Source organism: Rhizobium sp. UFLA01-1127 (assembly GCF_059803845.1).
In genome coordinates this window covers 47,739-61,080 of the sequence record NZ_JAUQTZ010000019.1, presented here as the reverse complement: position 1 = coordinate 61,080, position 13,342 = coordinate 47,739, and the positions used below count along the sequence as shown (strand labels likewise).

The 13,342-nt window shown below is 57.0% G+C and carries 11 protein-coding genes and 3 pseudogenes; 7 read left to right on the top strand and 7 right to left on the bottom strand.

Annotation, left to right across the window (positions count from 1 at the left end; genetic code table 11):
* Window positions 1-1,361: pseudogene (locus Q4Q11_RS07200) on the bottom strand (beta strand repeat-containing protein); the annotation flags it as partial.
* Between the two features lie 903 nt (window positions 1,362-2,264).
* Between Q4Q11_RS07200 and Q4Q11_RS07195 the strand changes: the two are divergent.
* Together Q4Q11_RS07195 and Q4Q11_RS07190 are read left to right on the top strand one after the other, a co-directional pair.
* Window positions 2,265-4,319 (top strand): O-linked N-acetylglucosamine transferase, SPINDLY family protein, encoded by a 2,055-nt coding sequence (locus Q4Q11_RS07195; protein WP_498569067.1) that lies wholly within the window; start codon window positions 2,265-2,267, stop codon window positions 4,317-4,319.
* 75 nt (window positions 4,320-4,394) lie between these two features.
* Window positions 4,395-5,627 (top strand): DUF6250 domain-containing protein, encoded by a 1,233-nt coding sequence (locus Q4Q11_RS07190; protein ID WP_498569066.1) that lies wholly within the window; start codon window positions 4,395-4,397, stop codon window positions 5,625-5,627.
* 121 nt (window positions 5,628-5,748) lie between these two features.
* Here Q4Q11_RS07190 and Q4Q11_RS07185 read toward each other — a convergent pair.
* The 5 genes and pseudogenes from Q4Q11_RS07185 to Q4Q11_RS07165 form a co-directional block, all read right to left on the bottom strand.
* Window positions 5,749-5,970: pseudogene (locus Q4Q11_RS07185) on the bottom strand (transposase); the annotation flags it as partial.
* A 355-nt stretch (window positions 5,971-6,325) separates the two neighbouring features.
* Window positions 6,326-6,658 (bottom strand): four-helix bundle copper-binding protein, encoded by a 333-nt coding sequence (locus tag Q4Q11_RS07180; protein WP_498569065.1) that lies wholly within the window; start codon window positions 6,656-6,658, stop codon window positions 6,326-6,328.
* 12 nt (window positions 6,659-6,670) lie between these two features.
* Window positions 6,671-7,084: a DUF305 domain-containing protein gene (locus Q4Q11_RS07175; RefSeq protein WP_112502237.1), complete on the bottom strand. Its 414-nt coding sequence runs from the start codon at window positions 7,082-7,084 to the stop codon at window positions 6,671-6,673.
* 579 nt (window positions 7,085-7,663) lie between these two features.
* Window positions 7,664-7,921, bottom strand: coding sequence for a DUF2934 domain-containing protein (locus Q4Q11_RS07170; RefSeq protein ID WP_498569069.1), 258 nt, complete (start codon window positions 7,919-7,921; stop codon window positions 7,664-7,666).
* Between the two features lie 93 nt (window positions 7,922-8,014).
* Window positions 8,015-8,236, bottom strand: a complete 222-nt coding sequence (locus Q4Q11_RS07165; protein WP_112502246.1) for a hypothetical protein — start codon at window positions 8,234-8,236, stop codon at window positions 8,015-8,017.
* A 598-nt stretch (window positions 8,237-8,834) separates the two neighbouring features.
* On the opposite strand from Q4Q11_RS07165, the gene Q4Q11_RS07160 reads away from it, so the two are divergent.
* The 3 genes from Q4Q11_RS07160 (at window position 8,835) to Q4Q11_RS07150 (ending at window position 10,105) form a co-directional block, all read left to right on the top strand.
* On the top strand, window positions 8,835-9,101 hold the full coding sequence (locus tag Q4Q11_RS07160; RefSeq protein WP_498569064.1) for a hypothetical protein: 267 nt from the start codon (window positions 8,835-8,837) through the stop codon (window positions 9,099-9,101).
* A 144-nt stretch (window positions 9,102-9,245) separates the two neighbouring features.
* Window positions 9,246-9,467, top strand: coding sequence for a hypothetical protein (locus Q4Q11_RS07155; protein ID WP_498569063.1), 222 nt, complete (start codon window positions 9,246-9,248; stop codon window positions 9,465-9,467).
* A gap of 449 nt (window positions 9,468-9,916) precedes the next feature.
* Window positions 9,917-10,105 carry a DUF3008 family protein gene (locus Q4Q11_RS07150; RefSeq protein ID WP_112502250.1) on the top strand — a complete coding sequence of 63 codons (189 nt, stop codon included), beginning with the start codon at window positions 9,917-9,919 and terminating at the stop codon, window positions 10,103-10,105.
* A gap of 212 nt (window positions 10,106-10,317) precedes the next feature.
* Here the strand turns inward: Q4Q11_RS07150 and Q4Q11_RS07145 are convergent.
* A pseudogene (locus tag Q4Q11_RS07145) lies at window positions 10,318-10,530 on the bottom strand (type II toxin-antitoxin system RelE/ParE family toxin); the annotation flags it as partial.
* A 244-nt stretch (window positions 10,531-10,774) separates the two neighbouring features.
* On the opposite strand from Q4Q11_RS07145, the gene Q4Q11_RS07140 reads away from it, so the two are divergent.
* The gene (locus Q4Q11_RS07140) at window positions 10,775-11,899 is read left to right on the top strand and encodes a serine hydrolase domain-containing protein (protein ID WP_498569062.1); all 1,125 of its coding nucleotides are present in this window, start codon (window positions 10,775-10,777) and stop codon (window positions 11,897-11,899) included.
* Between the two features lie 670 nt (window positions 11,900-12,569).
* Window positions 12,570-13,337: an SDR family oxidoreductase gene (locus Q4Q11_RS07135; protein WP_112502255.1), complete on the top strand. Its 768-nt coding sequence runs from the start codon at window positions 12,570-12,572 to the stop codon at window positions 13,335-13,337.
* Window positions 13,338-13,342: the final 5 nt, after the last annotated feature.

Sequence of the window (13,342 nt, the reverse complement as noted above, 5' to 3'; positions counted from 1 at the left end):
TGAACCTGGCTGGTCTTCAGCGCGGCAACCTGTGCCGTCGTCAAAGCCGCCGCCTGATCCGACGAGAGCGCTGCGACGTTGGCTGTCGACAGGCCGGCGAGAGCGGCCGTCGTGATGGCAGCGATATCGGCGGTCGAGAAGCCGGCGATGTCATCGGTCGACAGGGCGCCGATCTGGGCCGAATTCAACGAGCCGACGAGAGCGGGGCTCAGGGCCTCGACCTGGGTCGAGCTCAGAGCACCGACCTGAGCGGTCGAAAGGCCGGTCACCGACTTCGATGTCAGCGCACCGATCTGCGTGGTCGAAAGGCCCGCAACATTGTCGGTGGTCAGTGCAGCCACCTGGGTCGCACTGAGAGTGGCGACCTGCGCAGTGGTCAGTGCACCGACCTGCGTGGAGGAGAGAGCATGGATCTGACTTGTCTTGAGTGCGGCAACCTGCTCACCCCTCAGGGCAGCTGTCTGATCGGAAGAAAGGATCGCCACATTGGCGGTCGAAAGACCTCCGAGCGCCGCAGTGTTGATGGCGGCGATGTCAGCGGTCGAAAGGCCGGCGATTTCGCTGCTGCTCAAGGCGCCGATCTGGGCGGAGTTCAGCGCGCCGACCTGAGCCGTTGTCAATGCAGCGACGTTGTCAGAGCCGAGTGCTCCGATCTGGGCCGTGGTGAGCCCGGCGACCGACTTGGCGGAGAGCGCTGCGACCTGAACGGTTGAAAGACCGGCAATGTTTGCGGTGCTAAGGGCCGCAACCTGCGTCGAGCTGAGCGTGCCCACCTGCGACGCGCTCAGAGCACCGACCTGCGTCGAGGTCAGCGCATTGACCTGCCCCGTCTTGAGGGCGGCGATTTGAGCCGTGCTGAGCACGGCTGCCTGATCGGACGAAAGCGCCGCGACGTTCGCCGTCGATAGGCCGGCCAGAGCCGCTGTCGTGATGGCGGCAATATCGTCTGTGGAGAAACTGGCAATATCGTCCGTCGACAGGGCACCGATCTGGGCCGAGCTGAGGACGCGGACCTGGGAGGTCGTCAAAGCACCGGCTTGCGACGAGCCGAATGCGTTGATTTGATCCGTACCGAGAGCGGCGACCTGGCCGGTGCTCAGGTTTTCTATCTTTGTCGTGTCGAGGACAGCCAACTGCCCGAGGCTTAGGCCCTTGATCGCGCTTGGAGACACTGCGCTCATCTGATCCGTCGTCAGCGCGGCAACATCGTCCGTGCTCAAGGCTTTGATCTGCGAGGAGGAGAGCGCCTTGATCTGCGTGGTGCTCAACGCTGCCACGTCATTGGTCGTCAAAGATGCGATGGTGGTGGTGGAAAGAGATTTGATCTGAGTGACGGTCAAGGAAGAAATGATTGAGGTCATTGGTCGGGGGCCCCTAATGTTAACCTATAGCAAACGTCATTTCTCAAACGCCCGCGGCATGAAAAGAGCGCACTATCTCTTGCCCCGGATTCCGACGCACGCGGCGTCGAAACCGTGACACCGACATAGCCGGGCGCTGTTGCAGCCCACGCGACTTGGCATCCCGCCGAACGGAAAGAATGTTGTGAGAAACATGGCTCTCAGGAGCCGAAGCGTTGGGAGGGCTTCATGCATGCAGGGTCCGCAACGGCCCTGGTTCCAACGCTTGCCTTCAAGCGACCCGCTGTCGTCGAGCCGCCCGATCAAAACCGGACTTCAGCACGGGCTGATATTGCGCCATCAGCTCGTGTCTTAACGAAAGGACTAAACGGCGTCCCTTTAATTTCAGGTTAACGGAACATTATTTTCAAATAAATATACGGAAAACAACCGTAGATATACTTTACGTCACATGCACGCGAGAAGATTGGCTTTCAGCGGGGAACGAATCCATGCCATTATTTATCATCAATCAAGCATTGCATTCATTAAGGTAGATGAACAATCTATTAGATTTCTCTTACATATTCGGGGATATTATTGATCCCCCTATTGCCTCTCGATTATTTGCGTATCATGCAGACGTATTTTTACATGTATTTTTAGGTGAAGACACAACGCCTACAACCTTAGAGAACGACAACCGTTAATTGATGAATGTTGTCCGGCTTTATTTCACAAATTCCAATAAGCAACCAATTGTGGCTGCATTTCGCCGCAATTTAATTATCGGAAATTGAATAAATTACTTCAGCCTCCCGGCGGACTGACAAGCCCAAAGCAAGCTAGCATCGATACAACGAAGGCGACGGTAATGTCCTTTAGCGTCAGGACTACCAAAACATCATTCGCCGCGGGATGCCTATGCCTTTCGACAATGCAGTTACCTTGGATACCCCTCCCAAGTTTGCAGAGCTGCAGATCAGGGCTCGCAATCAACAGCTGCCCCTGCCTGAGCTCCTGCAAACGGCCGAGGCCCTTGGCGCGGCCGGTCAGACGGCTCTTGCGGCTGAGCTCTACAAAACCTGGATAGCGTTCAACGACACGCATGCCTTGTTGCACATTATTTATTTCAATTATTCGGTCACACTTCGACAGTTGGGGGATATCGCCGGTGCAATCAACGCCCTGCGCGCATGCCTCAAGATCGACCCGCGCTTCGGACAAGCACATGTCAATCTCGGCCGGGCGCTTGAAGATCAAGGCCTCATCGGCCAAGCGGTGCAGCAATGGCGCGGCTATCTGGAGGCGACGAGCGAGATCACCGCGGACCGGACCGGTCACCGCTTGATGATTCTGCAGCATGTTGGCCGCGTACTGGAAAACGCTGGACGTTTTGAAGAGGCAGAGATTGCCCTATGGCAGGCGATCGAACTGCGACCGGACAAGCCTGAATCTGCCCAGCACTGGACGGCGCTGCGGCAACGCCAATGCAAGTGGCCAACTCTCGTCGGGTCAGAACATGTTTCTGCGCGGCAACTGCTCGATGCGATGTCCCCCCTGACGCTTTCCTGCCACATCGACGATCCGCTTTTTCAGCTTGCCAAGGCCTATCGCTACAACAAGCAACTCGTCGGCCAGCCCGATCTAAGGAGTTTTCCACGCAAGCAGCCGCGCATGAAGACCGGAACGGGACAACGGCTCCGCGTCGGCTATGTTTCCTCGGATCTGCGAGATCATGCAGTCGGCTTTGCATTGAGCGAGGTTTTCGAATTACACGACAAAAATAGCGTCGAAATATTCGCCTATTATTGTGGTGAGCCGCGAGTGAACGATGCGACACAGGAACGAATAAAAAGTGCCGTTGGTTTCTGGCGCGACATTGCCGGCTTGAGCGATACGGATGCGGCCTCACTGATCGCCAAGGACGAAATCGATATCCTCATCGATGTCAATGGATATACAAAGCACGCGAGAAGCAAAATATTCGCCTACCGGCCTGCCCCGGTTATCGTCAATTTCTGTGGCTATCCCGGCTCCATGGGAAGTCCGTACCATCACTATATCATCGCCGATGAGCATATCATCCCGCCTGACAACGAAATCTATTTCACGGAAAAGGTACTGCGGATCGCCTGCAATCAGCCGGTGGACCGCAAGCGGCTGATTGGCTCTCGGCCCAGTCGCTCGCATGTTGGGCTGCCGGAGGAAGCGTTCATATTCGCCTGTTTCAACGGCATGCAGAAAATCACCGCGGCGTCTTTTGCGCGATGGATGGCGATCCTTGCCGCCGTCCCAAATAGTGTTCTTTGGTTGCTCGGTGGAGAGGACGATGTCAATCAGCGGCTGCGCCAGACCGCAGAACAACATGGCCTCGCACCGGAGCGACTTATTTTCGCGGCAAAGGCTGCCAATCCGGATCATCTCGCACGAATTGGACTGGCCGACCTCTTCCTCGACACATTTCCCTATGGGGCACACTCGACGGCATCCGATGCCCTGACAATGGGGCTGCCGGTGCTCACCTTCCCGGGCAAGGGCTTTGCCGCCCGCTTCTGCAACAGCATCGTTTCCGCCGCCGGCGCCGATGAACTGATTTGTCGGGGGCCGGAAGATTATATGGCAAAGGCCATCGGCTTAGCGCGTGATCCGCATCGACTGACGGCGATCAGAAGCGCTTTGCAGCAGCGTCGAGACACGAGCGTATTGCGTGATATGCCCGGCACGGCCCGGCGCCTCGAACAGTTGTTCTGGCAAATGCAAGGCGAATGTGAGCGTGGCGAAACGCCGACGCCTGACTTGCGCAACCTCGATGTGTATTACGAGATCGGTGCGGAAATCGTCTTGGAGAATATCGAATTCGAGGACGATCGCGTCTACCGGCAACGATATATCGAAAAGCTGGCTGAGCGGCACGACCATGCGCCGATCCCAACGGATGGCCGCCTGTGGGCGAATCCCATTGCTCCGAGACGTTAAGCGACATACCCATTTCAAAGCGAGAATTGTATGGCCCCCGTTATCCTTGTCACCTTCGCCGGCAGGCAGAAAAGAATGCAAATTCTGACCGATTACGTTCGCCAGGCGATGGCGCGCGGATTGATCGATGAATGGCATGTTTGGGATTTCACCCGCTCTCAGGACGACCATGAATGGGTTACCCGCGAATTCGGCCCGGTGCGCTATATGGAATCCGGTGCGAGATACCAACTGGCGGGAACGGTGACAGACCAGCGTTCCTTTCGCACAACCGCGGCAATCCGCAATGATTTCCACATCGCCATTCTTCCGAACGATGACAGCGACCATTTCTTTGAAATGGTGGTAGGCGGCTGGGACAATCAATACACCGCTCTACGCAAACTCCCGCGAACCGATTTGCTCAGTTTAGAGCGTGCAAGCAAATCGGAAATATGGAGCCGGGCGACACCCGGCATCTTATCACCCGGCGTCGCCAACCAGATTGTGGTTAAAAGCAGCACGGGCGGCACGCAGCTCCATGTGAACCATGTGCATGTCGGGCAATGGAACGATCTCAGATTTCCATCCGGCGCTTCCATCATGGTCCGTGGCGGATGGGGCGCAAATTTGGAGCTCGGCGACATGGGGTCGCGAACACAACGCTTCCTCGGCAATCCGGAGGAAAAGCCACCCTACTCCCAGGCTTACAACTATTATGCGACAAGGCTGAACAGATACGCGGAAGCGATATTCCTGAAGTGCGACGATGACATTGTCTATATGGACATCGACAAGCTCGAAGACTTCATCGAGTTTCGCCGAAACAATCCCAATTATTTCATTGTCTCGGCCAACGTCGTCAACAATGGCGTATGCGCATATTGGCAGCAGGCGGCCGGATCGCTTCCTGAGCAGCTTGGCAAATTCGAATGGCCGCCGGGTGGCTTCGGTGGAAGTCTTTGGAAAAGCGGCAAGCGCGCGACCGAACTTCATGATTTCTTTCTGCAAACTCACGGCAAGCAGTTGCCGCTGCCTGCCAGAACCGTCGAGTGGACGGAGCGTCAGTCGATCAATTTCATTTCCTGGCTTGGCAAGGATTTGATCCACATGGCGCTTCCCAAAGGCGATGACGAAAGCCTGTTGACGATCGAGTTGCCGGCCCTTCTCAATCGCCCTACCGCGATTTTTTCCGACTTCATGGTGAGCCACCTCAGCTTCGGGCCACAAGAGAGCGAAGTCGATGCGGATAGGCTGATTGCAGCCTATAGCGCTCTGTTGAATGAAAAGAGCTGCGGCCATATAAACGCATCCAGCCCGCAGGGCTAACTGTGGCTGGAGCCGACATGGTAGCCATGAATGGCTTTTGGGGGCGCAACCTCCAGCCCCGATGTGCCGCTACGACATAGCCTCTCGGAAGCCAAACGGCTCCCGAAAGGCACGGCGCGGATTACGGCACCGGCAATTTCCAGCTCAACGGCAAAAGGATGCGGAGTGCTCCTCGCGATCGTCTTGCGCCGCGTCGAGGCCTTTCCGCTGGAGTATCGATTACTGCTGGCACAAACATTGCCGATGAGGCCTGCTCTGGCTGCGTTCGCAACTGCCGCCGCCAGGTGAACAACCGACCGGGCGATAAACCATGCCGTCGAAGAACAGCACTCACAGACATCTCGCCGCCATAGCTCCGGCGACGATCTGGTGCTTGTCCTCATCGCTCCAGAGCCATCAGCAAGTCGGCTGTTTCGTCGGAGACCACCTTCATACCTTTCCTGCGCCCACCTGGTGGAAGCCGTTGCATGGCTGACGTTTACTTAGTGCGGCCGTAAGTATTGCTTGGATGAGTTTGGTTCCTTCAGGCCAACTTCAGCTATCCGCTGTAGGGCTGAAGCGTGCGGGACTGGCGCCCCCAACCGAAGTTTCGCATGAGGTTTGCAAAGCCTCTCAGCTCTGCCTCACGCCAATCAGGCAGAGCGCTCCCCTCTTTCCATCCCTATGTGTGTCGGTAGGCCGGATTAGCGCCCTTTATTCTAGGCCGCCATGCTCCGACATCTGTCCGCACAGCGGCGGCAGGCGACCACGCAATCCCGCATGTCGCCGATGCGTTCACAGTCGTCAGCGCATTGAGCACAAATCTCCGCGCATTCACGGCAGACGTGGCGATGATGCTCGGAGCCTATCAACATGAAATGCGCGGCCGTGCGGCATATCTCGCTGCAGGCCATCATCAGCTTAAAGTGGGGCGGCTGAACGTGCTCTCCGCCGGCCTCGAGGCAATGGCCCAGTGCGGTGGACAGGCATTCGCCATAGCAGGCGAGACAGTCTTCGATGCAGCTCTTCATGTCTTCGGAAACCTGGTTCATTGGGAATCCTCCTTACTTGATTTCGCGGTCGAGCCACCCGGTCATCTCCTTGATTTCCTTGGTCTGCTCGTCGATGATCTTGCCGGCCTTTTGCCGTGCCCATCTATTGTGGCCGTACTTGAGTTCGACCTGCGACATGCTGATCGCACCCATATGATGAGCGATCATGCCGCAGATAAAGGACACATCGGCGTCCTTCTTCATCATTCCCTGCATCATGTTGGAATTCATATCCTTCATGCCGTCCATGGCCGCCTTCTGGTAATCGGTCATGTTGCCAGGCATCGGCATGCCGGCCGACATCTGAAGGCTTTCAGACTTGCACTTCTGCGGATACGCCATCTGCGCTGCTGCGCTGGCGGGTTGCAGCGCGAAGGCTGCCATGGCGACGCTTGCTGCGATTGCGGTCTTGTCGACGATATTCATGTCGACCTCCTTCTGGTTGGGTTCGATCTCTGTCAACCGAACGACGACCGAGGGGGCGGGTCTAACGCCCTGACCAGGATAAGCGGATTCGGCTGGATCGATCGGGCCACGGGATTGTCCGCTTCTCTGACGTGATCCTCGCCGGCAACGAGGTCGGGAACCAGCGCGCAGCAGTGTGCCGTGAAACAACAACAAGGCTGGGTCTTGTCCTTTGCCTGAGCCTCATGCATGCCACCCCGCTCTATCATACAGTCGCGGCTCATCTCGGCGGGCCACGCATGGCTCATCGCCGCCGCGCTTAGCAGCAGGGCGGAGGCCGTAGCGGCGATTCTCAGATAGTGGAAAATTATTCGAAACGGCATCGTGGGGTGTTCCCTTCGGCCGCCGAACACTGTCGCCATCAAAATGTTCCGGGCACATTCCCGAGTGCGCGATAGTTCAGCCATTGAGCTTATTACGCGCCTTTGAGATGCCACGCGCGATATTGGCACCGTCCTATGGATGTGAAGCTGTACGAAGTATTTCGGCCAGATGCGGATGCAGGCGGATCCAAATCGGCGGCTGTTTGCGAAATGCGTGTCAAGATTTCCTGGTTCTGCCGGTCCTCTTGAGAGATGGCGGCGCAACAGGGACCCGCATGGCATGCGTCGCACCTTCCGTTTCCTCCGTGTCGGACGGCGCAGCCACAGAGGCTCCAGCAGAGGATTCAACGGGCGCAGTTCGCTCCTGCGACGTGATCTCGCGTTCCGCGCGACGCCAGTGCTCGACATCGCAGCCCTCGGGTCTGCCCTCTTCCTCCCAAATTCGGTAGGCGCGAAGACGAATTCTGCTTTCCATAGGGTTCGACATGATCTGCCTTTTAATTGGCTGGCCTCAGGGATCTTTCATCGAGTCCCGAGCCGCCATTCCGGCATGCTGGCCGGCAACAGCTCATTGCTTGTCGACGCGACGATTAGCGGCATGATCATGGTATTGTTCCGTTTGGACATTTTTAGAGTCCAGCCCTCGTTGCTTCGAATGCTGGGCCTTATCTCTGTTCGACAGAACCGCATTTTCCTCGAGTCGATCGTCGTCGAGCATCGATCGCGCGCCCGACGGATCACCTTTTCCCTGAGCGCCTTGACCAATATGTTTCTTGCTTGCACGGGTCATCACAGTTCCTTTCAAGATCGTTGCGGTGAGTTGCCTCATTTCAGCCGTAGGACGCATGTTGGGCTCGCAATCGGACTATGCCGTTTGATAGGTCCGTACGACATTTGTTTCGGCCAAAATATGCTTCTTCGCCTCTGCCCACGTCGCGGTCGCCCCAACCGCCTCCGGAACTGCCGGGCTTGGCACGGCAGGACCGCAAGCCGGAAATATAGCGATGAGGCCGGTCGCCTCGCGGCGGCTGGGGACCATCATAACGGGCTTGGCCGAAATCATTTTTGCAGAAGCGTGCCGATGGCCCGGGAGAGGTTAGGACGTTCCCGTTCGCCCGAAAGGCTATGCATGAGGTTTCCCCCGATTTCCACGGGGTAACGGGATGAAAGCCTCGCAGGTTCCGGATGGCGCCAGTTTTTTTGAATATCCATCCGCTGATCCGTTCGTTCAGGAACATCGCGCCCGCGAGACTGTTCTGTGGCCGCAAAGACGCTTGATCTCGCCGGTGCCGGCCAGCGAGATAGCCTGGCACCGGTATTGACGGAAGCTGGCGGTCCATAGCGGTAATTCGGATGACGGTCTGACGGATATCAGAGGATGAAACAACATGAATGCTGCCCCACGAAAAGGTGACACTCCGCGGAAAGCCCGCAAAAAGAGACCTCTCGACATCGGTGCGCAAGCCATCGGTCAGATCAAAGGCGAGATCGATTCCCAAACGGAACATGCCGACGAGATCGCACCCGACGACGTTCCTAAAACGAAGACAATGAAGGAGGCGTCGCGCCAGCGCCGCGACACGTTTGTTGTTGAAAGCGATCTTGATGATGCCGATGAGCGTGAAGCCGCCCCAGGTACGCGCGAGCAGGACTGAGGGCTGCCGCGATTTCCGATGGTGCTTGCCATAAGCTCGCAGGGTTTCGGCCGGGAATAAAGCTGCTGCATATACGTTTGGAACAGGTCAGAATTTCTGACCAAACTCTCTTCTTGCGGTATGAACCCGCCACCGGACGTCCCCGTGCCTGCGCCAATGGCATGCCCGGCGCAGGGCAGTGCACTGTTCCAACAGGCGCTGTATGAACCGCACAGCCCGACTTCCGAGATCGAAGCGGTCGACAAGATTTTCCGTCAGTACCCGGCGAATGATCATCCCTTTCACGATAAGGGAGCCGATCACGTCCGCAACAATGCGGAAGGTATCAAACCAGTTCTTTCGATGATGCGCAATTGCTGTTCATAGGCCTTTTTGCCGACCATCCGGCCCTCCTGTGGCTTATGAAATTTGAGCTTGCGCGCCCTCGACAGGGAGACAAGTCACATGCCCGAACATGGCTGAGAAGCGAATGTTCCGCTGGAATCCAGCCACTATGCCATGGCGGCCGCGCGAGGCGGGCGCTGCTTTGGTAAATCGAAAACTGAGCGAACCAGCGGCAAGGAAGGCAGCCGAAGCCGCGTACCGGCGATCTCGTTGGCACGCCACAGGTGCGCGTCGACGGCAGAGCCAAGGTTATCAGACGCGCACTTTATTCTTCGGATTAAGGACCCGGTTCGTAAGGAATGCCTGACATTGAGGGGATCTCTTGCATTTGGCTTCAATGCAAGGTGCGTTGGGGCTTTTGACAATCGTTCGGAACATCCAGCGGCGCCGGTCGTTCCGCTTAGATATCGCCGATATTCTGGAGAACAGATATGCCTGCAAAATCGAAGTCGCAGCAAATGGCTGCTGGTGCCGCCCTTGCCGCCAAACGGGGCGAGAAGGAGAAAAGCGAATTGAAAGGTGCGTCCAAGAGCATGGTCAATTCGATGACCGAAAAGGAGCTCCGAGACATGGCGTCGACGAAACGAAAGAGCAAACCGGCGCATGCATCGAAATCCTAAAGCCGGATGATTGCAGATCCGCCTCGCTGGCGCGATGATTCATGCTTCCTCTGACACCTGGTGTCGGTTGGTTTCGCCGAAGTTTTTCCAGCCTTCTTTTGCGCGTGCCATCTCCAGCCGATTAGGCAGATCGCATCTGCTTTCCGCCAGAAGAGGTCCAAGGAACGTCAGATAATGTGGCAACGCTACTGCCGCGCCTCCACCCCTTACATCTAGACAGGATCGCCTGCCCAGTCTTCACGTCCATGGCGTATTCGGATCACGAAAATTGCTCCGTTTTCCTCGATCCGGTAGACAATAAGATGGGCTTTGAACGGATGAATTCTAACTGGTGGTGAAATCTCTTTTCGCTCACGTGTCATTCGCGGGTTGGCGGCAATATGGTCAAGCACAGCGAACAAGTCGTCATGATATCGCCTTGCCTGGAGCCGGTTTGCAATGATGAAGCTCTCCCCGTCCAGTCATGTAGCTGCTCGTCCCACCATACTCTAAATACCATCTGCGGTGCCATCTTTTCCTGTTCCAGTGGGCGGCGCGTTTGCTCGCTTGAACCACTGCATCGATAATCGCCAACCTTTCTACTCGACGCCTTCCCTCAGGCCTTGCCGAACACAAATGGCATAGATAGTTCTGTGCCTGCTTGTTCGGACGTCCGGGAGGATGCTTTTGATGAAGACGCGGATCGATGCGGTTATCGAAAGGGCGATCATGGCCGAAAAGATCGTCGGGACTGTCGTGGTCGTCGTCAAGGACGGAGAGACCGTCTATAGCCGCGCTGCCGGTTATGCCGATCGCGAAATGGGAAAGCCGACTGAAACGCGGACCATATTCCGTCTCGCTTCCGTGACTAAGCCGCTTGTGGCAGCCACCGCTCTGGCTCTTGTCGATAAGGGCAGGCTCGCGCTTGGCGACCTCGTACGTGATTACCTTCCCTATTTCCGGCCCAGTCAGCAAAATGGAGAGATAGCCGATATCACGATCCGCCATCTGCTGACACATACGGCAGGTCTCAGTTACGGTGCAGATTCGAAAACAACGCCATCGGAACGGTTATACAATGCCGGCCTTTCCGACACAGACATGGATTTCGAAGAGAACTTCAGCCGACTAGCGACCTTTCCGCTCCTGGCTGCACCGGGCACGCTTTGGTCCTACTCGATCGCCATCGATGTTCTTGGAGCAGTCATCGCCAAGATCGAAGCTTGCAGCCTGGATGAAGCTGTGCGTCGTCATGTGACGGATCCGCTCGGGATGAGCGACACCGGTTTCTCGGTCAGTGATCCGGAGCGGCTTGCTACGCCTTACGCTGATGGCGATCCGATCGCCGTCCGGATGGATGATCGTCATCTGGTTCCGGATAGTGACGGGAACTTGCTGACCTTTGCGCCGACCCGGCTGTTCAACGCGAAGGCTTTCCAGTCCGGTGGAGCCGGCATGGTAGGCACGGCGCCGGACTTGATTGCCTTTCTCGAAGCCATTCGTCAGGGCGGCGCACCGATTTTGAAGGGTGAGACCGCGAAGGCGGCGCTTCTCAACCAGATAGGCGACATCCCTCGTCCAGGCGAGCCGGGACAAGGATTTTCCTTTTTGGGCGCGGTGATCCAGAATCCTGTTTTGGCTGAGGTTCCGATGTCAAAGGGATCGGTAACGTGGGGCGGAGTTTATGGACACAATTGGTTTATCGATCCGATTGAAGGCATTTCCGCCGCTGTCATGTCCAACACGGCAGTCGAAGGCTGCCTGGGAGCCTATCCGCAGGACATCGCTCGGGCGATCTATGGTGCTCGAAGATAGTCTTACAGAAGAGTGAAGACCTTTGTCGGAACGATATGGCTTTCGAAAACCGCTTGTGCCTTAAGATCGGCGCACACGACCATATCGACTTGGCTTGATGGTAATGATCTTTTCAATTACTATTTAGAATGTCCTCAGAAGAGGAATTTCGTATGACGTCACTGCCAAAACAAGGGCAAGTCACGCTAAAGCGGGATTTGCTGCAGCACCTAGGCAGGAGAAACGTTTGTATCGTTCGATAAGCAAGCAGTAGAATGCCTGACACGGCAGGGCGAGACTGCGCGGCTTCTGCTCTGATCGCAAAACGACGTCGTGCCGTCCGAAGGTCAGCGAGGGTGCTTGGAGCACCTCCAATCTTAAAACTTGTGATCGTCCTGCAGCAGGACAGAATCGTCGCCTCCGGCACACGGCAAGACGTGCTGACCGAAAATCTGCTGAGACACGTCTTTTCCGTCGAGGCAGGGCCGGGACCTCTACCCACCACTGCCGCCCGCATATTCACTACCTGCGATGAGGGGAAATCCGGAATCCGTCTCCTTGATTGTTCTTGCCTCGCAGAAGAACCAAGCGCATCTTCCGCAATAGCCTCGGCGGGGTCGGAGGCTTTGAACAACCGTGTCGAAAGACCGCATTCGCGTCGATCTTGGGCGCGCGGCAGATGAGGGAATGCATGACGGACAGGCTCAAGGGCAAGATTGCCATCATTTCAGGCGGCGCCACCGGCATGGGTGGAGCGGCCTCACGCCTGTTTGCAGCTGAAGGGGCAAAGGTTGCGATCGTCGACAGAAACGGCGATGCGGCGGCTGAGACCGTGCGTGAGATCCGCGACGCCGGCGGCATTGCCGACCATTGGGTTGCCGATGTTTCGAACGAGGCGGCCGTCAATTCGGCGGTCAAAAGCATCGAAGACCGCTTCGGGGCGGTGACCGTACTCTTCAATCATGCCGGCACCATCGTCATCAAGCCGTTTCTCGAAACGACGCTCGAGGAATGGGAATGGCTCCACGGCGTCAACGTCCGCTCGATGTTCCTGATGACCAAGGCCGTACTGCCGGGCATGATCGCCGCCGGCGGCGGCTCCATCGTCTGCACCTCATCGATCTCGGCGGTTGCCGCAACGCCGATGGAAGTGCTCTACGACACGACGAAGGGGGCGGTGCACATGTTTGCCCGCGCGATCGCCATCGAGTTCCGCGATCGCAATATCCGCTGCAATGCCGTCTGCCCCGGCTTCATCCGCACGCCGCATGGACTGCGCGAAGTGGCCGAGCTGCAAGCCCTTGGCGTCGACGTCTCGGATGCGGCCATCGCCGCGCAGCAGGGCCGGATCGGCGAGCCCGAGGATGTGGCCCGTGCCGCCCTTTATCTGGCCTCGGACGAGTCCAACTTCGTCAACGGCATCCATCTCTTCGTCGACAACGGCTTTACCGCCATCTGATCATT

Coding starts and splice junctions, on each gene's coding strand:
- Q4Q11_RS07150 (WP_112502250.1), top strand. CDS start 9,917: ATGCCTGCAAAATCGAAGTCGCAGCAAATGGCTGCTGGTGCCGCCCTT.
- Q4Q11_RS07170 (WP_498569069.1), bottom strand. CDS start 7,921: ATGGAAAGCAGAATTCGTCTTCGCGCCTACCGAATTTGGGAGGAAGAG.
- Q4Q11_RS07190 (WP_498569066.1), top strand. CDS start 4,395: ATGCAAATTCTGACCGATTACGTTCGCCAGGCGATGGCGCGCGGATTG.
- Q4Q11_RS07140 (WP_498569062.1), top strand. CDS start 10,775: ATGAAGACGCGGATCGATGCGGTTATCGAAAGGGCGATCATGGCCGAA.
- Q4Q11_RS07135 (WP_112502255.1), top strand. CDS start 12,570: ATGACGGACAGGCTCAAGGGCAAGATTGCCATCATTTCAGGCGGCGCC.
- Q4Q11_RS07165 (WP_112502246.1), bottom strand. CDS start 8,236: ATGACCCGTGCAAGCAAGAAACATATTGGTCAAGGCGCTCAGGGAAAA.
- Q4Q11_RS07180 (WP_498569065.1), bottom strand. CDS start 6,658: ATGAACCAGGTTTCCGAAGACATGAAGAGCTGCATCGAAGACTGTCTC.
- Q4Q11_RS07160 (WP_498569064.1), top strand. CDS start 8,835: ATGAATGCTGCCCCACGAAAAGGTGACACTCCGCGGAAAGCCCGCAAA.
- Q4Q11_RS07195 (WP_498569067.1), top strand. CDS start 2,265: ATGCCTTTCGACAATGCAGTTACCTTGGATACCCCTCCCAAGTTTGCA.
- Q4Q11_RS07175 (WP_112502237.1), bottom strand. CDS start 7,084: ATGAATATCGTCGACAAGACCGCAATCGCAGCAAGCGTCGCCATGGCA.